This is a genomic window from Acinetobacter sp. LipI_23 (assembly GCF_058243045.1).
Window position 1 is genome coordinate 2,883,779 of record NZ_JBZAYJ010000001.1, and the last position, 23,007, is coordinate 2,906,785.

General features: G+C 38.4%; 19 protein-coding genes and 1 tRNA gene. 9 read left to right on the top strand and 11 right to left on the bottom strand.

What is annotated here, in order from left to right; all coding sequences use genetic code 11:
- The first annotated feature begins 73 nt into the window (after window positions 1-73).
- The 3 genes from aspS to AC4CVD_RS14185 all read left to right on the top strand — a co-directional run bounded on the left by aspS (window position 74) and on the right by AC4CVD_RS14185 (window position 3,437).
- A complete protein-coding gene (gene aspS / locus AC4CVD_RS14175) occupies window positions 74-1,858 on the top strand; it encodes an aspartate--tRNA ligase (RefSeq protein WP_490747402.1) in 1,785 nt (594 codons plus the stop codon).
- Between the two features lie 320 nt (window positions 1,859-2,178).
- Complete coding sequence (locus AC4CVD_RS14180; protein ID WP_490753346.1) at window positions 2,179-3,063, top strand: lysophospholipid acyltransferase family protein; 885 nt, start codon at window positions 2,179-2,181, stop codon at window positions 3,061-3,063.
- A 152-nt stretch (window positions 3,064-3,215) separates the two neighbouring features.
- Entirely contained in the window at window positions 3,216-3,437 is a 222-nt protein-coding gene (locus AC4CVD_RS14185; protein ID WP_010327507.1) for a hypothetical protein, read from the top strand.
- Between the two features lie 52 nt (window positions 3,438-3,489).
- Here the strand turns inward: AC4CVD_RS14185 and AC4CVD_RS14190 are convergent, their stop codons facing one another.
- The 3 genes from AC4CVD_RS14190 to AC4CVD_RS14200 all read right to left on the bottom strand — a co-directional run bounded on the left by AC4CVD_RS14190 (window position 3,490) and on the right by AC4CVD_RS14200 (window position 7,112).
- Window positions 3,490-5,415 carry an acyltransferase family protein gene (locus tag AC4CVD_RS14190; RefSeq protein WP_058870284.1) on the bottom strand — a complete coding sequence of 642 codons (1,926 nt, stop codon included), beginning with the start codon at window positions 5,413-5,415 and terminating at the stop codon, window positions 3,490-3,492.
- 374 nt (window positions 5,416-5,789) lie between these two features.
- Window positions 5,790-6,509, bottom strand: coding sequence for a putative nucleotide-diphospho-sugar transferase (locus tag AC4CVD_RS14195; protein WP_058870285.1), 720 nt, complete (start codon window positions 6,507-6,509; stop codon window positions 5,790-5,792).
- A gap of 114 nt (window positions 6,510-6,623) precedes the next feature.
- A complete protein-coding gene (locus AC4CVD_RS14200; protein ID WP_227509232.1) occupies window positions 6,624-7,112 on the bottom strand; it encodes a glycosyltransferase family 25 protein in 489 nt (162 codons plus the stop codon).
- A gap of 620 nt (window positions 7,113-7,732) precedes the next feature.
- Between AC4CVD_RS14200 and AC4CVD_RS14205 the strand changes: the two genes are divergently transcribed.
- A complete protein-coding gene (locus AC4CVD_RS14205; RefSeq protein WP_490753347.1) occupies window positions 7,733-8,638 on the top strand; it encodes a glycosyl transferase in 906 nt (301 codons plus the stop codon).
- A 69-nt stretch (window positions 8,639-8,707) separates the two neighbouring features.
- Window positions 8,708-9,637 carry a lipopolysaccharide biosynthesis protein gene (locus AC4CVD_RS14210; RefSeq protein WP_490753348.1) on the top strand — a complete coding sequence of 310 codons (930 nt, stop codon included), beginning with the start codon at window positions 8,708-8,710 and terminating at the stop codon, window positions 9,635-9,637.
- A 37-nt stretch (window positions 9,638-9,674) separates the two neighbouring features.
- Here AC4CVD_RS14210 and AC4CVD_RS14215 read toward each other — a convergent pair whose 3' ends face one another.
- The 4 genes from AC4CVD_RS14215 to AC4CVD_RS14230 are packed head-to-tail and all read right to left on the bottom strand — an operon-like array spanning window position 9,675 to window position 13,186.
- Window positions 9,675-10,598, bottom strand: coding sequence for a glycosyltransferase family 32 protein (locus tag AC4CVD_RS14215; RefSeq protein WP_490753349.1), 924 nt, complete (start codon window positions 10,596-10,598; stop codon window positions 9,675-9,677).
- A 43-nt stretch (window positions 10,599-10,641) separates the two neighbouring features.
- The gene (locus AC4CVD_RS14220) at window positions 10,642-11,400 is read right to left on the bottom strand and encodes a glycosyltransferase family 25 protein (RefSeq protein ID WP_490753350.1); all 759 of its coding nucleotides are present in this window, start codon (window positions 11,398-11,400) and stop codon (window positions 10,642-10,644) included.
- Window positions 11,397-12,380, bottom strand: a complete 984-nt coding sequence (locus tag AC4CVD_RS14225; protein ID WP_058870288.1) for a Stealth CR1 domain-containing protein — start codon at window positions 12,378-12,380, stop codon at window positions 11,397-11,399. The genes AC4CVD_RS14220 and AC4CVD_RS14225 overlap by 4 nt, the downstream gene beginning before the upstream one ends.
- A 35-nt stretch (window positions 12,381-12,415) precedes the next feature.
- The gene (locus AC4CVD_RS14230; RefSeq protein ID WP_490753351.1) at window positions 12,416-13,186 is read right to left on the bottom strand and encodes a glycosyltransferase; all 771 of its coding nucleotides are present in this window, start codon (window positions 13,184-13,186) and stop codon (window positions 12,416-12,418) included.
- Window positions 13,187-13,360: 174 nt separating this feature from the next.
- Between AC4CVD_RS14230 and AC4CVD_RS14235 the strand changes: the two genes are divergently transcribed.
- Window positions 13,361-14,530: a nucleotide sugar dehydrogenase gene (locus tag AC4CVD_RS14235; protein ID WP_078425682.1), complete on the top strand. Its 1,170-nt coding sequence runs from the start codon at window positions 13,361-13,363 to the stop codon at window positions 14,528-14,530.
- A 51-nt stretch (window positions 14,531-14,581) separates the two neighbouring features.
- Here AC4CVD_RS14235 and AC4CVD_RS14240 read toward each other — a convergent pair whose 3' ends face one another.
- From AC4CVD_RS14240 to AC4CVD_RS14255, 4 genes are all read right to left on the bottom strand, one after another.
- On the bottom strand, window positions 14,582-15,508 hold the full coding sequence (locus tag AC4CVD_RS14240) for a branched-chain amino acid transaminase (protein ID WP_078425681.1): 927 nt from the start codon (window positions 15,506-15,508) through the stop codon (window positions 14,582-14,584).
- Between the two features lie 33 nt (window positions 15,509-15,541).
- A complete protein-coding gene (gene glnE / locus AC4CVD_RS14245; RefSeq protein ID WP_490753352.1) occupies window positions 15,542-18,286 on the bottom strand; it encodes a bifunctional [glutamate--ammonia ligase]-adenylyl-L-tyrosine phosphorylase/[glutamate--ammonia-ligase] adenylyltransferase in 2,745 nt (914 codons plus the stop codon).
- A gap of 81 nt (window positions 18,287-18,367) precedes the next feature.
- Window positions 18,368-19,636: a sensor histidine kinase gene (locus tag AC4CVD_RS14250; protein WP_490753530.1), complete on the bottom strand. Its 1,269-nt coding sequence runs from the start codon at window positions 19,634-19,636 to the stop codon at window positions 18,368-18,370.
- Between the two features lie 358 nt (window positions 19,637-19,994).
- Window positions 19,995-20,081: transfer RNA gene (locus AC4CVD_RS14255), tRNA-Leu, on the bottom strand.
- Between the two features lie 184 nt (window positions 20,082-20,265).
- Here AC4CVD_RS14255 and queA point away from each other — a divergent pair.
- The 3 genes from queA to AC4CVD_RS14270 are packed head-to-tail and all read left to right on the top strand — an operon-like array spanning window position 20,266 to window position 22,939.
- The gene (gene queA, locus AC4CVD_RS14260; RefSeq protein WP_234951141.1) at window positions 20,266-21,306 is read left to right on the top strand and encodes a tRNA preQ1(34) S-adenosylmethionine ribosyltransferase-isomerase QueA; all 1,041 of its coding nucleotides are present in this window, start codon (window positions 20,266-20,268) and stop codon (window positions 21,304-21,306) included.
- Window positions 21,307-21,315: 9 nt separating this feature from the next.
- Window positions 21,316-22,344 carry a hypothetical protein gene (locus AC4CVD_RS14265; protein WP_490753353.1) on the top strand — a complete coding sequence of 343 codons (1,029 nt, stop codon included), beginning with the start codon at window positions 21,316-21,318 and terminating at the stop codon, window positions 22,342-22,344.
- Between the two features lie 25 nt (window positions 22,345-22,369).
- Window positions 22,370-22,939: a LemA family protein gene (locus AC4CVD_RS14270; RefSeq protein WP_490753354.1), complete on the top strand. Its 570-nt coding sequence runs from the start codon at window positions 22,370-22,372 to the stop codon at window positions 22,937-22,939.
- Window positions 22,940-23,007: the final 68 nt, after the last annotated feature.

Consider the following 23,007-nt stretch of genomic DNA (forward strand, 5'->3'; position numbering starts at 1 on the left):
CCTACCTTTATTTCTGGCGGTACGCTGTTTACGTATTCGCTACCTTTAGCCATATAGTTGGATTTTTAACGCCATGATGCGAACTCATTACTGCGGTTCTTTAACCGAAGCTCAAATTGATGAAACAGTAACCCTCTGCGGTTGGGTACACCGTCGCCGTGACCACGGTGGTGTCATCTTCCTTGATATGCGTGACCGTGATGGTCTTGTGCAAGTAGTTATTGACCCAGACACTCCTGAAGCATTTACAACTGCAGACAAAGTACGTTCAGAATTCGTATTAAAAATTACAGGTCGTGTACGTCGTCGCTATGCAGGCACAGAAAATGCCAATATGGTGAGCGGTCAAATCGAAGTTTTAGGTAAAGAAATCGAAGTTCTTGCTGCATCAGAAACTCCGCCGTTCCCATTGAATGATGACAACACCAATATTTCTGAAGAAATTCGTTTGAAATACCGTTTCTTGGACATCCGTCGTCCTGAAATGTTAGATCGTTTACGTTTCCGTTCTAAACTAACCAACCTCATTCGTAACTATTTCGAAGACAATGGTTTCTTGGACGTTGAAACTCCGATTTTAACCCGTGCAACGCCTGAAGGTGCACGTGACTACTTAGTGCCAAGCCGTGTTTCAAATGGTAGCTTCTATGCACTTCCACAATCACCACAGCTGTTCAAACAATTGTTGATGGTGGGTGGTATTGATCGTTACTACCAAATCGCAAAATGTTTCCGTGATGAAGACTTACGTGCAGACCGTCAACCTGAATTCACCCAAATCGACGTTGAAACATCGTTCATGAGTGACGATGACATCATGGATTTAATGGAAACGTTGACGGTTAAGATGTTCAAAGAACTTCTTGATGTTCAATTCGATAAATTCCCGCGCATGACCTATACAGATGCTATGCGTGACTATGCATCGGACAAACCAGACTTACGTATTCCTTTGAAATTGGTTGACGTCGCAGACCTGATGCAAGAAGTTGAATTCAAAGTATTCGCAGGTCCAGCGAAAGATCCTAAAGGCCGTATCGTTGCATTACGTGTTCCGGGTGCAGGTTCACTACCACGTAGCCAAATTGATGAATACACGAAATTTGTCGGCATCTACGGTGCAAAAGGTTTAGCGTACATCAAAGTAAACGAGCTTGAAAAAGGTATCGAAGGCTTACAATCTCCAATCGTGAAATTCATCGAGCCAATCGTGCTTGATCTATTGAAACGTGTTGGTGCAGAAAATGGCGATATCGTGTTCTTCGGTGCAGACAAAGCTAAAGTTGTGAACGATGCCATGGGTGCTTTACGTATTAAAGTCGGCCATGACTTGAAAATGTCGACTTGTGAGTGGGCACCGCTTTGGGTGGTAGACTTCCCAATGTTTGAAGAAACAGATGATGGCAAATGGACTTCTGTTCACCACCCATTCACACTGCCTAAATCAAGCGTTGAAGATGTGAAAAATAACCCAGGTGCTGCGCTTTCTGTGGCTTATGACATGGTGTTAAACGGTACCGAAATTGGTGGTGGTTCACTGCGTATTCATAACCTAGAAATGCAAAAAGCAATTTTTGAAGCTTTAGGTATTGGTGAAGAAGAAGCAGAAGAGAAATTCAGCTTCTTACTCAACGCATTACGTTACGGTGCTCCTCCGCATGGTGGTTTAGCATTCGGTCTAGACCGTTTAGTCATGCTCATGACGGGTGGCGCGTCTATTCGTGACGTGATTGCATTCCCGAAAACCAAAACTGCTGAATGTCCATTAACGCAAGCACCTGCTCCAGTTGAATCAAATCAACTACGTGATTTGGGTATTCGCTTACGTGAAAAACCAAAAGCTGAAGAAACTAAATAATCTTTAGATTTTAATTAAAGAAACCCTGCCATGTGCAGGGTTTCTTTAATTCACGGCAAGACCATCCATTCCATAGATATTATTTTCGCTTCAAATTTTCCAAAATTTCCTTTGAACTTTTGATCTATCACACTTACAGTGGGTCACGATAGTCTATATTTTATTGCAGCCGTTCTTGCACTGAATCACTCTATTGATTTATTCATTTATTTTGTTCTTAAGACGCTCATCTTTTTTTGATTTTATCTATCTTAGATTTTTAAGTCTCTTTGCAAAATTTTCTCTCATCTCATCTTTTAAAAAGATTTCTGAGTCAAAATATGGCTATTTATTATCTACTTAAAATCATCTCACTTTTTCCATTGTCCTTTTTACAATATATCGCACGCGGAATTGCGCACCTGCTTTATTATAGTGACTCTTCAATCAAGCGTATCACCACCATTAATCTGCAGTTGGCCTACCCTGAACTCGACCCAATAACACTCCAGAAACGCGTTCATCTCAGCATTCAAAGCCAATGTCAGACCTATATTGAATTTTTAAAATGTTGGGGAATGCCACCACAATACAACCTAGATTTATTAAAAAATATTCATGGGGAATCCGTTCTAACAGAAGCTTTAGCCAATCAAAAAGGCGTGATTGTGGTCATTCCTCATTTTGGCTGTTGGGAATTATTAAATGCATGGTTAAACGTCTATACACAACCGATGATTATGTATAAACCCAATAAAAATACAGGGTTAAATCGCTACATTTTAGATGCGCGCCAAAAGTTTAATGCAACTCTGGTTCCCACCGATGAAACAGGTATCCGCAGTATCTTCAAACACTTGAAACAAGGTGGGCTGACGGTGATTTTACCGGATCATCTGCCAAAACCGAGTGGCGGTATTTATTCATATTTTTTCCAGCAGAATACTTTGTCCACAACACTGGTCTCTAAAATGGCGGCTAAAACACAATGCAATGTGATTGGATTAAGTTGTATTCGTAATGCTGACGCAGCGGGTTTTGATGTGTACTGTACTGAGTTATCTCAAGATATTTTATCGACAGATCTACAGCTATCTGTAGACAGTTTAAATCTTGCCATGCAAGACATGATTAACCAAGCACCTGAACAATATATTTGGTCCTATAGACGTTTTAGAAATTGTTATGGCAATATCAATGCTTATCAGATACAGCCACCAATGTAGTCTCCACAAACAAACACGTGATCTCAAGCAGTTTGAAAGCAATAATGTATGCTATTTCCTAACGGCCTGAATAGAATACTTTTATTCATTTGAGATCAATTCTCAGCAATGGCATAATAGCTCACTGTTTTAGATAAGTTGTGAGCAACCAAATGGCTATGCGCCCTGAAGTCCGTCGTCGTGGTATTGTGCTAATTGTGTTTGCAATCGTACAGTGGTTTTTCATGCGCTATATTTTAGACAATCAATTATTTAATTTAACAACCTATGACCGCATTGTCTTTTTCTGTGTAAGTAGCCTTGCGGGTGCTTTTGTCATTTTTGTCGGCTTAATTTATATGGTCTTGAAAGGAAATGCGGATAAACCTAATTAGGGCCCTTTAAAAAGTAAATAAATACTTACTTTTTAAAGGGAATTTACAAAATTTATTTATTCAAAATTTCTTTAAAAATTGGCGTTAACAGTTTATTACCATACTCACTTAAATGATCACCATCTCGATATATGGGTCTTCCATTAAATTGACTGATGCACTCTCCATTTTTACATAAGATTTTGGCAGGATCTAGAACCTTTGCATTGCATCGTTGAGCACTGAAGTTAATGGCATCTCTAAATTTTCTAGATCTCTGCATATAACCTATATATGGGACAGAAGTTACAAATTTAGTTCCAAGAAGCTGGTTTCTAGCTAACATTTTGGGGACATGATTCGGCATTTCTGGGATAGGTTGCACAATATATAGCGGGTTTGTTTTTGTTATTTGGCAGAACGTCTCTTCTAATTTCAATGAAAAAATCTCAAAAACTTTTAATCTAGGCATCTCTAGATCATTATTAAAGTAAATTGCAGGTTTTTCATCTTCCACCCTACGTCTAGATGGATCTGTCTCTCCATCAATATATAAGGGAAATCTTGCAATTAGAATGATAGGAACATTTTCAAACTTTTTTGAGTTGATGAAATTAAAGCGTTTTTGATTAATCTCAGCACATTTATTTTGATGACTGCGAAATTGAGCATCAAGTAAAAGTGGGCATGCATCATTTGTTATGAACAATATACCTTCGTGATTAAGGTTTAAACTGGCTGATACAGAGGTGCTGAGCGCTGTCGCATGGCTATCACCGATCACAATGGCCTTTATTTTTTTATCATTTCCAATTTTGCAAATATTTGAGGTTTGAATATTTTCATTACAATCATATGGATTCATATCTTCAACCTCAGAAAGTATACTTAGTACTTTATCTGAATAATGGAATTTCATCCCATCAGTTTCTTTAATAATATATCCACAAGCTAAAATAATTAGAAAAATATATAAAGGCGTAATTTTATAAATTTCTCTCCATGAAGAATATCTAGGGAAATTGATTTTTTCAATAAGTTGATAACTTAAACACCCGAGTAAAATTGAAAGTGGTATTCCATACATCCACCAATCAGGAAGCACAAAGTAGAATCCAAAGACAGCCAATGGCCAATGCCAGACATATATTGAATATGACCATTTCCCAATGTAACTAAAAATAGGATTGCTAATCAATAAATTGTTCTGGTAATTGCTTACAATAATAAGATAGGCTCCCAATACTGGAATCAATGCCATATAGCCTGGCCACGGTGTATCTTTTGAAATCAAAAAATACGAAGTGCCTATTAAGATTAGTCCGAAGCACTGTGTGCTGATTTGTTGTAATTTATTCTTTAATGACCAAGGGTAGAGGAATGCTAATCCACCAAATAACATCTCCCAAGCACGGCTGGTTAGTAAAAAGTAAGCTGTTTTACTGTCTTTGTATGTTGCATACATACTAAAGATAAAACTTGCTATAAATAAACTAATTACAGCACGCTTAAGATTAGTGAAATTTAAATATTTCTTCAGTGTAATAATGATAATTGGGAAAAAAATATAGAATTGCCATTCTACAGAAAGTGACCAAGTATGTAGCAACCATTTAGTATGTTCTGCTGTATCGAAATACCCACCACCTTCCGCAAATAAAAGGTTTGAGATGAATAAAGCGCTTTTTTCAATCTGTTTGCCCAGATCACTGTAATCTGTAGGTAGTAAGTAGAACCAACCAAAAACAATTAATACTGTGGATACTGCGGCAAGTACTGGAATAATACGATTAGCGCGAGCATTGTAGAATTTGAATAAGTTAAAAGAGTCTTTCTCTACACCATTAAAAATAATGGAGGTCATTAAAAAGCCTGAAATGACAAAAAAAACATCAACTCCAGCAAATCCACCAGGTAACCATTGTGGCTTGAAGTGGAAAAGTACAACTGCAAGAACTGCAATTGCACGAAGTCCATTTATATCGTATCTAAAGTTCATTTATAGCAACTTATTCAATTACAGAATGCTGAATTTTCTCAGCAAAGAGGAGAGATGTGATTCAAGAATATTATTGCGATCACTAAGAAACAAGTACCTTCTATAAAAGATGTAAGGCAATCTATATCGAAACACACCTAGCATCTTTATGCAGATAATAGCAAAATCATAACCTCACTCAAGAATACTGCATTTCATGTGGTTCAGTCCTTGTTCAACATTATGCAAATCATTCGATAAAAGTAGGTTTTTCCTAAATCAAACTTTATGTATGGCTAGCACATAAAGTTTTGTCACTTACATTCTCTTCACTTTTATGGGAAAGATTCATAAAAATGAACACAAAAATAAAAAATTATATAAATAATAAATATCTATATTAAATCCTGAAGTTCTAACTGTATATTGATCCCCAATTGTTTCGTACGAGCATTAACAACAGCATGTCGAGTCAAAATTTTCCGTGTACTTTTAGCTAAATTTGTTGAACGCATAAACCAGCGGTAAAAAGCATTCCTACGCTGATATTTTTGAACCCAACGCTTATCACGACTGGCCTGTAAGTGCTCAATAGCAGGCTTTACAGAGTCTCCATATGCTTTTCGAGAGGTATCAAAAATGAAAGTATACTCAGGAGGAAGATTTTTCAATGTAATTTTCTTTTCTTCTACCCACTCAAGTATCAACTTCTGAAGAATAATTTGATCCCACACATCAGGTTCAGCCAACATCCTTTTCTCCCACTCATCCATAAGAAGGTATGCATTAGGCGTATTATTGATGAACATTGTCCCACTTAATAATCGATTACCATTAATAAAATGAATTGCAATATCTTCAGTAATAGAATTAAAATACGGTTTAATATCCTCCAGAATAATTGCATCAACATCAATATAAAGAACTGGCTCTTTTAATTTTCTATGAAATTCAGCAATAAAAGAAGGCTTTAATGCAATAATTCTCTGCCATTCATCTTGAGGTAGGCTTTCAAAATGAAATTTTATTCCAAATTTTATTGCAGAACATTCTAAAATTTTGGCATGTTTCGTATAAAGACTATCATCCGTATGAAATCCAAAAATTGTTAGCATGAAAGCCCTATATATATAAATAATAAAGAATAATCTTAAATAGTCATTGGGGCTTCGTCAACGAATAGGAAGTTCAAAATAACCAAATTACATAAATTCAGATAGCCAGCAATACTATCTGAATTTAATTTTAACAATATATTCCACCTTCCTAAAGCGTATCAGTTGAGCTAAAAACCGCCTAAACTCTTTTGTAAACTTACCTTTAAGCGTTAACCTTTCCTCAACTTTAGAAATATTTACTTTTCTTAATTTACGCTCTTGTGCTAAATAACTAGGTAGACTGGTTTTGCCTCTCATTAAGATAAAATCTTGGACAGAAAGCGCTGGTAACATTTGATAAACCTTATGTTCACCACTCACTAGATAGTCTTTAAACATAATATGATCGATTGGAATTAACTTATTATATTCTTTAATAAAAGCCAATAATGCACGAGCACCCTGATTTGACAAAATATAGCCCCCTGTCCCCATATTCTTTGATTTCAAAGCAACCAATTTTCGAGTAGATGACAGGATACGCTTTGAATAAATAGAAGCACTTACTTTGGGATAAAATGCTTCTACTTTTATGATATGACTATCTTTTGGAACCGACACTCGGTTCTAGCTAGAAATAGTTGCCGCCTGTTGTCCTAAATGAATATCATCTTCAAATATACCAATGAAGTCTAGATTGTCATCACTGCTTTTTACCACAGTACAACATAGCTTAATAAACAACCAATTTCACTAAGCTTTAAGTCTAAGCTCCCGATATCTAAAAATAAATCTTTTGCTACCCGATCAATTAAATCAGGAGTAATTGCATTAAAAAAACTGAATACTATTCCTTACTTACTAAATTCCGATGTAATATGTTCATTCTCGGAAGCCAGACTAATAACAAAGTTTTGCATAATTGTGACTGAACGATTGTACAACTAAAAAGGATTCATATGAGCGTAATTAATTAGTGTACAGCATTTCGCCCAAGATTCATACAATCTTGAACTACCAATTACCCTATCTTACTTTCAAACGCGTCTTATCTCATCTCACAACCAACACTCCTAAGTGTATGATTTTAATAGTGAAAAAAATAAGGATCTTCAATACACTAGAAAAGTTAAAGTACTATAATTACAATAGTAATTTAAACATGGGTATGCAGTTTATCGAAGATAACGATTCTCTTTTAATTGCATTAATTTTTATAATTTATGAAAAGTGTTATCAAGATGAATAATGAAGTAATTCAAGTATTTGTAGGTTGTGATCCCAATAATTGTGACTTAGAACAAATGATGGTTCTTGAATATAGTCTTCGTAAGCACACTTCGCATCCTGTGAATATTACTTGGATGCAACTGAGTCATGACACAAACAGCCCTTGGTATACCAATCAGGAGACTGGTGAGGGATGGCGTACTGAAAAATGGGCTACTCCTTTTTCTGGTTTCCGTTGGGCCATTCCTGAATCGTGTAACTTCGAAGGCCGCGCAATTTACATGGATGCCGACGTCATTGTACTTTGTGATATTGCAGAACTTTGGTCTCATCCAATGCAAGACGATGCCATTGTTATCGCTAAGGGCGGCAAAAGCTCAGCGCGTCTATGTACTTGTGTATGGGATTGTGAAAAAGCCAAACAATATCTTCCAGCATTGAAAGACATTCAATCCAATCCAGATGCACATAAGAATTTAATGCGCCTTCTAAAAGAAAAACCAAATCTCGTACAACCTTATCAAGATTCTTACAATAATATTGATGGCGAAGGAATGTCGATTGAACAAATCAAAATTCTACATTACTCAGATATGGGCACGCAGTTCAGTCATAAGTATTCATTAACTCGTCTTGAAGCAACAGGCCAAAAGCACTGGTTTGATGGTGAAATCATGCCTCACCCTAGGGCAGATCTAATAGCACTTTTTGATCAATATTATGACGAAGCACTAACTGCTGGATACAAACCAGAACAATATATGATTGAACCTTTTGGTGCTTTTACCAAAGCAACTCAAGCCAACTATCACGGCAATAAAATTACACGTCCAGGGCAGAAAGAATCTTGGTTCACTCAAAAGCTCAATAAATTAAAGTCTAAACTCAATAGCAACAAATTTAGACTAGATGACTAAAGCTTAAAGTGACTGCTTTAGTCACAACTTAGCCAATTTTTTAAAACGTTCAACCTTAATGACTTATTTATGATTCCTAAAAAGCTACAGACCTTACAATTATTTTTTTCAAACTTGTGTTTTAGAAGCATTTATAAAGTCGTTTACAAACTGAGTCATTCAAATCAATACAAACATAATCGCCGTTTTTGGCCGTATTATCAGGTTGAACGTGATACTGAAAATGGCTTACAAAAACTTTTTTTCAAACAGAAGTTAGTCGTCGATAATACGCAAGCCGTTTGTACAAAAAACAAGCTATGCATGATGATTGCAACTGGGCCATCAGTACAACGGATCCCTCCCGAAGCTTTTACCCGCTCCGACATAGATTATATTGGATTAAATGGCGCAATTTCGATGCCTAATGTTGCGTTTAAGCATTATGTCATTATTGACCATAATTTCGTTGAGAGCCGTTTTGATTTGGTGTTGAAAGTCCTCAATAGCAATTGTACGTTTTACACTACACCACGTTGTTTAGACCAGATTTTAAGAAAAGTTTTATTTCAGGATATCCAATGTAACATTAGAGTCGTAGAACCTATTACTCGCGGTGAAATTGAACCAATCTTACAGCCTAAAAAAGCGGTCGACATGCAAAAAAATTATTTCTTTACCCACAATGAATTGGGTTTTTCAACTCAAATATATACCGCGATCTTTGATTATTTTACTGTGGCCTATGTTGCACTACAGATTATTCACTCACTCCGCTATCAAGAGATTTACTTAGCTGGGTTAGACATGAATAATTTTTCCCAGCCCCGTTTCTATGAGAGTGCTGAAAATAAACAACCAACGCTTTTAGACAGATCATTAGATTTCACATTACCAGCTTTCGACTTAGCAGCACAGTTCTTTAAGGCTCAAGGAATTACCGTATATAACCTTTCCGAACATAGTGCTGTGGAAGCATTTCCAAAAGTAAATGCAAAGGACTTATTTAAATTCCAATAAAATACACCCGATTCAAGGCTATTTTTTCGAGTGCTGACTAAAAATCCAAAAGTGAGTGCTTGAAATATTGCCCTCGCGCAAAATGCCTATCCAGTATTTTACGCTCTTTCCCTGCAAGTTTTATGAGATTCGGATACTCATCTGGAGCCTCACAAATAGCCAGATCAATTAGGGTCTTTTCCTTGACCCATTTATTCTTCACTTGATAGAAAAATGCATTCTCATCACAATTGATTAAAACCATACTCGGCGATATATCACGCATCACTTTCTGACATGCAACATAAGCCACGAGGTATTCTAAGCGACCTATATGCTGGAAATAATCTTGAGAATTATCATAGTTAGATTGAATATATTGAATATATTGTTTTGGCCCGATTTCAATAGCGCTAAAGAGTTCCTTAAACCATAATTGATAAAATGGATTGTGTGCTACGCTAGCCAGCAACCAGTTTTCGATTACTGGATAATCAGCTAATATGGTATTTTTTTTCCGATAATAGGCAAAACTTTGCGTTTGTGTTTGCTGGATGAGCTTTTCAATCCAATCTAATTTTTTATAAATAATAATACTCGCATCCAACCAAATTCCACCATAATGATAAATTAGGTCGAACCGAATTAAGTCTGCACGTTGTTGAGATGTTGCCTTCTGCAAAATAGGTGAAGTTAAATCAAAACTTATAAAATCCGCAACATTCTTTGGATTTAATAAATTCACGGTATAGTCAGGATGTAATTTCTCAATACGATCAATACAATGCTGAACCAAAGCTGGCATATTCCCTTCCCAATAGATCCATATCTTTTTAGGTAATTGAATGCCTTGATTCTCTAGCTTAGCCTGTAAAACAATCTGATCTGCATAGTTATCTATGGCATCACATTTATTTCGTTGTTTTAAATTAAGCAGTGTATAAAACTTTAAAATATAAAATAACTTTTTAAAAATTTTCATTTTAGTCGATCATTTAGCCTTGTATCGAAACACCTTAGGACAATTACAAATACTTATGCTTCACTGCATAAAATTTGTCGCGCCACATTCGTTTTTGTTTTTTAATCCCATAAGAAAAGCTTCGACCTTCTCTTTCTTTACGAGAAATTCCTTGTGCGGCTACAGTTCCCAAAATATCACTGTCCAGACCCGCTGGTTTGACCAATGCAGGCCATAGTCCTAAACCTTTACCATTTTTACTGAGCCAGGTTTGAAAGAAAATATCAACAGGCATGGTCATTGATTTTCCTGCTTGTATAAATGCTTCTGCACCTTTGCGCGACCAAACTAAACCGAGACCACGAATAGGAAAATAAAAAGCGTGCCATAAACTCATGCCATCAATATTCGTAATATCTTTGCTCAGTTTTTTCTTTTTGGCTGCAATATTAATCAGATACCAATCCAGCTCTTTATGCTGATCGAGATACTCAATCACACCATCAAGTTTGTCTTTGAAGTCTTGGTTGATTTTCATATCATCTTCAAGTACCACCAAATAATCAGCATCCGTACTTAAAAATTGTTCCGCACAGCCATAATGACTTAAATAGCAGCCCAATTCTGAATTCATCAATCTGCGACCGAGTACGTCGTTCGCCCCTTGATCATCGTAGTTTGCAAATTCAGTTAAATCTTTACCACGACCATCGACTGCAGAAAAGCGCTCAAAAGGCCAGTTGACTTGATTCAGCTGCTGCGTTGCTCGCTCAAGTCGTTCTTGACTGCCATCCAAATTAATCAAATAAGTAACAACTTTCATGATGGACTCTTAAAAGCAATAGATTTAGGTAAATAGTCTTTAAATTTCAAATTCAAAGCTGATGATATTTTTTGAAATTGTTTCTCTTCAAATTGATCTAAACTTTGGATACAACCAAATTTAACATTAGAATTATTCAAATTTTTTAAAAATAATTCAATTGATGTTTCATTTTTCAAATATGCAATTTCGATATCATTAAAAAGCTCAGCTTGTTTGTACTTAATTTTTAAATGATTATTGAGCCCTACAGGTAAAAACTGTAAGGCACTACGAAAACGATAGGAAATTTGCTTTTCTAAAACAGATGGATGGGCTTCAAAGTATTTTTGAAATAATATTTTATCTAAAACATGTGGTCGATGATGAATCTCAAAATAGCGGCTCATCCCACACAACTCCGCACTCAACATCTGAGCAACCGTATATTTAGGCGCTAAGGGTTTAGCAAAATATTTATTCAACCCTTTACGTATATTAAATTTAGTTTTAACTAATAAATTATTAGACCAGTGCCCATAAATCTTAATATAATCATCGAGCAAGAAATCACTGATTTTAGATGGTGCATTAAAGAAAAAATCGTCATTTAAATAAATGAAATATTGCGATAAATTTGGAATATTCCAAAGCATCGTTTCAATTGTAAGTGAATTGAAAGTAGGTAAATACTGTTGGTAATTTCTAAATATTTCTTGATGATCAACCACTTGAATTTGACCAGAGCGACATAGCCCCTGCGCTTCAAACTCCCCAACAAAACTCGGCTGTTGGTGATCAGTTATAATGTAAATCGTTCCACAATACGGAACATATTTCAGAATTGAAGCAATCGAAAAATAGATTTCATCATTATGGGCAAATCGAGTGTCTTCCGCTGCACCTTTTACAACATTTTCAGGTTGAAATTGTTGACGTTTCAATCGATGATTTTCATCACTTCCATCAACCCAAGCAATAACAAAATCTAGTTTTTTCATAATTTTCTAATCAAAAGTAAACCAACATTGGGTTTTTAATGCCAAGCCTCTTTAATCCAATCTGATGGCAAGACGTAACGATACCACTTGCCACCACCACCATTTACTGCATCAGGTGGATTAATTTCCCCATGGAAAACAATAATTTTTGCACCTTCGGGTTTTACGGGTGCTTTAAAGTACGCCAAAGGTATTTTTTGCAAGCAATGATACTTATAACTTTTACACCAACTGTCAGGCCAGTAAGAGAGCTTTTTCTCTTGATCGACATACCAAGACAAATAAGCTTGCTCATTGCGGAACTTTTGACGAATTTCATCAAAATGCTCACGAAAATATGGCATCAATCCTGGAAAAGCACCCAACTTAAAACGGTAAACTGAACTATTCCCCGTAATACGCCAAGGACGCTTCCAGTCATGAATAATCAGAAAATCCCCAGAATGGGTAAAGAAACTATCGATGTTATCAACAATCACGACATCCAAGTCTAAAAAGAGCGCATTGCCTTTTAAACCATAAAGATCTGGCTCAAACGTAGACAATTTATTCCAGCCACGTTCAGGGCTCCCCTCTGGAAGTGCTAATGGAGGAATAGGAAAACACTGTACAGCAGGATCAATACCATCGGTACGGTCAGTTAAACACACCATTTTAAAGTCAACAGTAGTGTGGCGTTTTACCATGTTATACAAGCGATTAACGTAGTCCGAACCATATTTGCTCCCCCACTTCATACACAGCACAATATTCTGATTTTGTTGCTCTGTTGTATTTAAAACGTCATCATTTTCATGTATAGACATGCTTGAAACTACCGATCTACATAGTATTTTGCATCATAACATAGTCTAGGTTTGATTGAAGATTAGAGCCATAAAATCCCAAGTAATTACACGGTAATTAAACTGAAATGTATTGTTCATTTACGTGACATCTTGCTCCTGCACCGTATTATAAAATAATTCAGAATCAACAGAATGAAAATTACAGTGGTCGGTTTAGGCTATGTTGGACTCTCTAATGCTTTGATCTTAGCGCAACAGCACTGTGTCACTGCATTTGATATCGATGAAAATCGTATTCATCAGTTAAATCAAAAAATCTCCCCAATTCAAGATAAAGACATCTCATTATTCCTAGAAAATGAAAACCTTCATTTTAAAGCAACGTCAAATAAAATAGATAGTTACATCAATGCTGAGGTTATTCTGATTGCAACGCCCACCAATTACGACACCATCACCAATCAATTTGACACTTCAAGTGTGGAGCAAGTCATTCACGATATCCAGCACACTAACCCACTTGCCACCATCATCATTAAATCGACAGTACCTGTCGGCTTTACACAAAGAATGCGACTGCGATTTAACACAAACAATATTATTTTTTCACCAGAATTCTTACGTGAGGGCAAAGCACTTCAGGATAATCTTTACCCTTCTCGAATTATTATAGGTGAGCAATCGGAACGTGCTGAAACATTGGCACAACTCTTTCTTAATAGTGCCATTAAAAAAGACTGCCCTGTACTATTTACTCACTCCACTGAAGCAGAGGCTATCAAATTATTTGCCAATACTTATCTCGCCATGCGTGTCGCTTATTTCAATGAACTTGACACCTATGCTCAAGTTTTTGATTTAGATACTCGTCAAATTATTGATGGCGTGTGTCTTGATCCGCGTATTGGAAAGTTTTACAACAATCCTTCTTTTGGCTATGGTGGATATTGCCTCCCCAAAGACACTAAACAACTTTTAGCAAATTATGAGCAAGTCCCAAGTAACTTAATTCAAGCAGTTGTAGATGCAAATAGAACCCGCAAGGATTTCATTGCTGAAACGATTATTCAAAAAAATCCCAAAGTAGTTGGTATTTACCGTTTAATCATGAAATCAGGATCTGATAATTTTCGCTCATCCGCAATTTTAGGAATTATGCGCCGAATTAAGGCGCAAGGCATCAAGGTGATTATTTACGAGCCAAATATTTCAGAAAAAAAATTTGCCAATAGTAAAGTTATTCGCGATCTCAAAAAATTTAAGCAAGTCGCTGACTTAATTATTAGCAATCGTCAAACATCAGAACTAAATGACGTCCAAAATAAACTCTACACTCGAGATATTTTCGGTATCGATGACTAAACTGAAGACCAACAAAAAAGGGCTCCGAAGAGCCCTTTTCCACCTAATTACTTATTTTACATAAGTTAACCAGTGTGCGTATTTCGGGTCTTCACCCTTAACCGCATTAAAGAATGTGGTTTGAATTTGTTCAGTAATAGGACCACGCGTACCTGAACCAATTTCACGGTCATCATATTCACGAATAGGCGTCACTTCAGCAGCTGTACCTGTAAAGAATGCTTCATCTGCAATGTAGAATTCATCACGTGTAATACGACGCTCAACCACGTCATAGCCCAAGTCTTTTGCGATGGTAATAATGGTTTGACGCGTAATGCCATCCAGTGCACCACCTGCGATGTCAGGTGTATGTAAAACACCATCTTTCACCAAGAATACGTTTTCGCCAGAACCTTGGCATACATAACCTTGAGGGTCGAGCAACATTGCTTCGTCATAGCCTGAATGTGCCACCTCTTGGTGAGCCAAAATCGACAAGGTATAGTTACCTGACGCTTTTGCTTTACACATCGTCACGTTTGGATGATGGTGAGTAAATGATGAGGTCTTCACACGAATACCTTTCGCCATTGCTTCGTCACCAAGGTACGCACCCCAGCTCCACGCAGCAACCACCGCATGAATCGTATTGTCTGTTGCAGCAATACCTAATTTTTCCGAACCAATAAAAATAATTGGGCGCAAGTAGCAAGACGCTAATTTATTTTCACGAACCACATCAATTTGAGCTTGCTCTAGTGTTGCTTGATCAAATGGGACTTTCATTTGATAAATTTTTGCAGAGTTCAATAAACGCTTAGTGTGTTCTTTTAGACGGAAAATAGCCGTGCCATTCGGTGTTTCATAGGCACGGACACCTTCAAACACACCCATGCTGTAGTGCAAAGTATGTGTTAATACGTGAGTTTTTGCCTCACGCCAGTCAACCAATTGTCCATCTTGCCAAATAAAACCATCACGATCAGCCAAATTCATGACACACACTCCAAATTTATATACACAGTCATGTTACCCAATGCTCACGATTGAGCTTGGATCAATTAATCTTTGCCATAATTTGCAAACGATCACTCGGGTATCGCGCCAGTCCGCAGCATTTACTTGCATGGATTGATTCGCAAGGGCTAAACGGTGGCTCTCGGCTCGTTCACTGAGATAAGCTTGAATCAATGCAGTCGCATCGTCACTGGATAAGCAACTGGCTTTTGCGGCGTCTTCAAGGATTCGTACATTGTCGGAATAATGGGCAAGATCTGGATGAGATCCGCTCCATGCCAACACAGCATACTGTGCCATAAATTCGATATCGACGATACCACCTGCGTCTTGTTTTAAATGAAAAATTCCATCTTTTTGTTGTTCTTTAGAAGAACCCAAATGGTCTTTCATTTTTTGACGCATCTTCAGCACTTCTGCGCGTACATTTTCTTCATCACGTGGCTGCGTCAAAATCCGACAGCGCAATGCTTCAAACTTATCACGCAAACTTGGCTCACCCGCAATCGAACGAGCACGTACCAATGCTTGATGCTCCCAGACCCATGCATTTTTCAACTGATATTGCTCAAAGGCTTTTAAACTGGTAACCAATACCCCTGCTTCACCCGATGGGCGTAAGCGCGTATCGATTTCATAAACCCGACCATCGAGGGTCTGCGTGGTCATCAATGACATAAATTTCTGCGCAACACGCATTGCAAACTCGAACCCACTGATCGACTTCAGCCCATCGGTATCGGCTTGCTCATCCATATAATGAATAAAGACCAGATCTAAGTCCGAGCCATACCCCAACTCAATCCCGCCAACTTTTCCGTACCCCACCACAGCAAATGCCAAATGATCGATCGAACAGCGCTGTCCTTCGACATCGAGCGGATAACCATGTTTCTTTGCCGTCATTTGGTAAGCCAAATTTAAAGTTGTACTGACCGAAACTTCTGCAATATCGGTCAAAGCATCGGATACTTTCATCAACGGACTTTCAGCCAAAACATCACTAGCCGCAACCGCCAAAACATTGGATTTTTTAAATAGCCGCAGCACACGCATCAAATCTTCAACATCATCAAGCTCAATACGAAGCAACTGTTGACGCAACGAATCCTCTAAATCTTGACGGCGCGGCAGCTCAAAGTCCATGGACAAAAATTCATCCAATAGCACTGGGTAATGGGTCAATTCTTCACAAATCCATGGACTTACGGTTGCCATTTTCACCAAGCGCTGTAAAGCCCCTTTACTCTCAATCAACATGACCAAATATACGGTACGTCGCATCACAGACTCGACCAAGGGCATAAGGCGTAGCAGCGCGGCTTGCGGCTTATCTGACTGTAAAATCGCTTCAATCAAATGCGGCCAAAACATTTTTAAACGCTGCACCGCTTTTGCAGGCAGCTTTTTTAGCGCATGACCATTCCAAAATTCATGAATGAGGTTTTTTGCATTCGCATCCAACACCTCATTTAACCGCGCTTCTAACTGACTAAAACTTTCTACGAAAGGGTCATGCTCTTTTTCTTTAATTAAATGCTCAAACTGGTAAATAACTTTGGCGCGCTTTTGGTTTAAGTGCTCAATAAATGCTTCCCAAATTACAAAACCCAAGGTGTCAATCATCCTTTGTCTGAGTTCTGGTTCTGTTGGTAAAGACTGGGTTTGTTGATCATTCAGAGCTTGAATTGCATGCTCTACACGGCGCAGAAATAAATAAGCATCTTCCAGCTCACTGACCGCCTGACCATCCAGCAAACCCACCTCACCCAAATGATGCAAGCTCACTAAACATTGACGGTCTTGTAATTCTAATTTTGCCCCGCCATAAATTAGCTGAAAAACCTGCACAATAAATTCGACTTCACGAATACCGCCCGCACCTAGCTTAATATCATCTTCGATATTACGGCGTAATACCTCACGCTCAATCATGGCTTTCATTTCGCGCATGGCTTCAAAAGCGGTGTAATCGACATACTTACGGAACACGAAAGGACGAGTCATGTCCAACAACTCATCTCCCTCTTTGCCCCCTGCCACAATCCGAGCTTTAATCCACGCATAGCGCTCCCACTCGCGCCCATGTTGGCTTAAATACTTCTCCAGTGCCGCATGACTAATGGCCAATGCAGAACCATCACCCCAAGGGCGCAAGCGCATATCCACACGGAACACAAAACCATCAGCCGTGATATGGTCCAACAAGTAAATGAGCTTCTGCCCCCACAAAATGCAAAACTGTTGTACGTCGATGCATTTACGACCATCAGTTTCACCTTGCTCATCAAAAGCAAAAATCAAGTCGATATCACTGGAGAGATTCAGCTCTTGTGCACCGAGCTTCCCCATTGCAACCACAATTAAATCTTGAATTTTATGGTTATAGCCCACAGGCTGACCATGTTTAGCCACCAATGGCGCTAAGGCAAACGCTTTTGCCACACAAATGGCTGCATCAGCAAAATCAGATAACTCCCGCGTTAGCGTCATCACATCGATCAGTTGATTGGCATCCTGCCAAATCCAGCGAAACATTAAACGCGCACGTAAAATTCGGATGGTTCGCATCCATGTAGTTTCATCACTGATCTCTTTTAAGGTGTTTTGAACGACATCGAAAATTTGTTCGGTGGTCAATGGCTGAGAAAATTGATCAATTGCATAATCTTGTTCAAGATAAACCTGATGTATAGATAGGACTTGTTCCGCATATTGACTTGCGCGCAATGTCTTTTGCAATTGCTCAGCATTCATGATCGACTCTTTCGCATTGTTTTGGTTATTTATAACAGCAGATCATGAGATTAGGCGAATTATTTTATAAGAAAAGTATGATTATTCACTAAATTCTTGCTGGGATGTCTCGAGTGACAAGGCTTGATGTGCGCTGTTCGAACGTGGCAGGCTGACGATAAAAGTTGAACCGACGCCTTCTTTCGATGTGACTGAAATTTCACCTTTATTTAAGTCAACAAAACGCTTACACAACACCAGACCTAGACCCGTACCTTTCTCCCCAGCTGTCCCCTTAAAACTAACGGTTAGTTTCGGTTCAAACAAAGATTCGATTTGCCCCAAGGTCATACCTAGACCCGTATCTTGAATGTAGATATCGATAAAATCATCACGTTTTTTGGCATCAATCGTCACAACACCTTCGCCATGCATATGGGTAAATTTCAGCGCATTTGAGACCAAGTTTTGGATCACCGAGGTCACCATATTGATATCTGCAAAAATTTTTAAATCGTCGGGGACACGGTCAATCAGTTGAATATTTTTATTGATAGCCAACGCATGCAACACATCAAAAACAATTTGAGAGGACTGCTTAAGCTTGTAATGGATAGGGTGATAAACAAAGCGCCCGCCTTCTGCCATCGCCCAATTCAATAAACTCTCTAACAAGCTATAAGTCGATTGTGCTGTATCATGCAGATAATCTGCAATGCTTTGCACACCAGACTCATCCAAACTTTTGCGCTCTTCAGCCAACACTTCTGAGAAACCAATTAAGCCATGAAAAGGCACCCTTAAGTCATGTGCAATAATTTGGAAAAATTTGGTTTTACTGACATTCATAGCCACTTGTTGTTCATACAACTCTTTGAGCTCCGCATTTTCCACACGCAAATGCAGCAGATTAAGAAACCCAGAGGCCAGTTCATAGACATTTTCTACAGCATCTTGCGTAAAAGCTTCCAACTGCTCATCAAAGAAAATCACTTGCCCTACAGATTTATCCGATACCTTTAAATCCAATGCGATGATCCGCTGATGTTTAAACCCTAAAGCAGTCACCTGCTGAGAAAGATGATGATAATGGCAATGCAGGCTATCAATCGCAATCTCCCCTTCAAAATGAGTAGCAAAATTGGCTGCAGCGGGTAACTGAAAAGCATTGAATGCGTGTTTGCCCGCATACCAACTATAAGGTTCATTGCTAAACGTTAGAATTGCGGCATGTGCACCTAAAATTTTTCGCGCAAATTTGAGAAAGCTCTTAATTTTATTGTCATTACTGTTCACGCCCAACAATAAAGATAAGTGACAAGCACTTAACTGTTCTGTATCAGACCCGATATCTAGCAATTGAATACCCATTTCTGCCTCATCTTTTGTGATTTTCGGCACAAACCTATTATTTACTTGTATTTATTAGCAAATTTTCAACATTAAAACAATATAAAAATACAACAATACAAGCGTGGCATTTAACAAAAAAATTAATTATTTCAGAATTTTATCTTGTGACTACTTTCTCTTTTTGAAAACTCGTTATTTATCAGAAGGATTAAAACAAAATTGTGAGTCCATCATATGAGGACATAATTAAGCAAACCCGCACCAAACATTCAATTACTTTAAGCCATCTGTAATGTTTTATGGCGATTTGATTCAAATCTTAAATTTCAGGCAATAAAAAACCCAAGACTGAATATGCTTGGGTTTTTTAATATCTTGGTCCCGAGGGTCGGACTCGAACCGACACGTCATCTCTGACAGCGGATTTTGAGTCCGCCGCGTCTACCAATTTCACCACCTCGGGAAGGTGTTGATGCGTATATTAAACTTTTTGAAAAACTTGTCAACGCAAGTTGATAGTGATTGGCTATTTTTAAGTCACATTTGTTTTTTTAGCTTTATATTTGTGCAATTTCAGCGTTTTTCAACAAAACCGCATATACTAAGCGCAATTTTGACCTCCCTTATTTTGACGCTGCTTTCCCATCATGCAACTTTCTGATTTTAATTTCGACCTCCCCGATGAACTCATTGCCCGTTATCCTTTAGACACGCGTAGTGCTTCTCGACTGTTACACCTCGATGCTCAAGGTCAGCATCATGACTTTCAATTCACCGACATTTTAGATTTGCTCGATGCAGGTGATTTACTGGTCTTAAATGACACCAAAGTGATGAAAGCACGTCTCAAAGGCAAACGTGCCAGCGGCGGAGCTGTCGAAGTTCTGGTTGAACGCATGCAAGATGCATTTATTGCACACTGCCACATCAAAGCCAGCAACACACCCAAAGCCGGCGCTGAGCTCTTTATTGGCCCAGATGCCGTTAAAGTCACGGTGCTAGGTCGTCATGAAAATTTATTTATTGTGGAGTTTTCCCAGCCAATTTTAACGGTGCTGGATTTATACGGACAACTTCCGATCCCTCCCTACTTCAACCGTGAAGCTGAAGCCATTGATACCGAGCGTTATCAAACAGTATTTAATGATCCAACCAAATTAGCCAGTGTCGCTGCACCTACCGCAAGCTTACACTTCGACCAAAAGCTGTTGGATCAACTTGAAGCCAAAGGTATTCAGAAAACCTTTGTCACTTTACACGTGGGTGCTGGTACCTTTCTGCCTGTACGTACCGATGATATTGCCAATCACATTATGCACAGTGAATGGTGTGATGTTCCAGAGCACGCGGTTGAGCTGATTCGCCAAACGAAAGCTCGTGGCAACAAAGTCATTTCTGTTGGAACAACCGCCACCCGTGCCGTAGAAAGTGCAGCGCAGGCACATGATGGTGAACTTAAAGCATGGACGGGAGATACTCAAATTTTTATCTATCCAGGTTATGAGTTCAAAGTGGTGGATCGTCTTATCACTAACTTCCATCTGCCTGAATCGACCCTGCTGATGTTGGTTTCAGCGTTGTCAAATCGTGATAATATTTTGGCAGCTTATCAACATGCGGTGGCCAACCAGTATCGCTTCTTTAGTTATGGCGATGCTATGTTAGTCGACCAACTTCAACCCAAATAAGAACCTCATATGCCTATCGATACGATCAAACATTCCATTCATATTCGACGTAAAAAGAATAAAGTTGTGTTTGATAATATCGACAGACTTTGGGACATCGGCCGAGGGGCCGATTCGGCACAAGACATTCTTGACCGACTGCACCCTTGGAATGCCCCGATTACCCTGAAATTTGAAAATGTGCTGCCTATTCTACTTGGAATAGTCGGCATTTTTTTTATTGTGCCAGTGTTCTTTATTGGAGAACATATTTGGACCTTATTTAGCTTTTTATTCGGCTTAGGCTGTCTGCTTTGGGCCTATTTAAGTTATGAGCAAGATGATCCGCTTGAAGAGGTCACTGACTATCTCGAAAAACAAATTATTCATAAAAAATACCAACTCAACGAGTTCACCCCTCCACAGCATATTGGTGTGGCCCTACAACCTGCATTTTTTATTGCCCATCTCAAACAGCTGTTTCCAATTTTTAATCAAGGCACCATCAGCAATGATATCCCTTATTACGCCAGTACCACTTGGCAGGATGAAGCAGGACAACAACATCAGGTTTTGCTGTTTCAATACCACTTTGTCGATGAAATTCGCGTGCGTGATAAAGATGGCAATGAGTTAAAAGTTAAAGAAGTGCATAAAGACTTATGGGGATGTTTTGTCTTTGAGGTACCCACGCAAGGACTCGCGATTACCGCATACAATAAAAAGTTTTATTATCCTTATAGCTTTCCATGGCATAGCAGTGATATTCAGATTAACCAGAAACTCAAATTTTTTGGTACTGACCAGATGCAGATGGCCAAACTTCTCTCCCCTGCATTTGTACTACGTACTGCCGATTTTTTCCGTTCTCGTGAAGGCGATTTACTTTTTCATCCTGAAAAAAATATCTTGTGCTATATCAGCCCACAAAACCTGTTTGAAATATCCAGCAAAGCAAAAAAATTCAATGACATTTCGACATTGCGTGGACACTTACGCACTTTTAAATTACCTTATCTAGAGCGCTTAGAATCTGATCTAACGCAATTTTTAAAATAATGACATTTTGCCGTTTGAGGACTGTATGGGGCTATTGATTTTCTTATTGATTATTATTGCGATCGTGTTTGGCGTAATCGTCATTCGCAATAATATTGTGCGACACCACAATGCAACCATTCGCGCATGGTCGGATGTAGCAACCTATGAGCGTCAGAAAATAAAAATTCTAGATGGCTTAGAGCCTCTGGTCGAACAATACTCCAGCTTTGAAAAAGGCACCTTGGAAAAAGTTACTGAGCTCCGTCAGAACATTCTCAACCTGAACTTGAACAATACAGATGTCAATCAGTTGCAGCGTATCGAAGCATTAAACCAAGAGCTAATGCGTAGCCTCAATGTTGTGGTCGAAAACTACCCTGAACTTAAAGCCAATGATATTTATCTAAAAATGATGAATGAAATTGAAGAGCAAAATGAAAATGTCGGGGCTGCGATCAGCATCTTTAACCGCAATGTCGAACTGTTTAACAACCACATTCAAATCTTTCCGAACAACATTGTAAACACCATGACCGTCGGTAAAAAAGCTGTGCGTCCATTCCGCGACGCGACTGCACTACAAAATTTTGATTACCGTCCAAATTTCAATTAAAGCCGTAATGAGCCAAAGGTATATTTAAAGGTCCTCCGATGAGTGCCTTTTTCACCTCCTGTGTTATT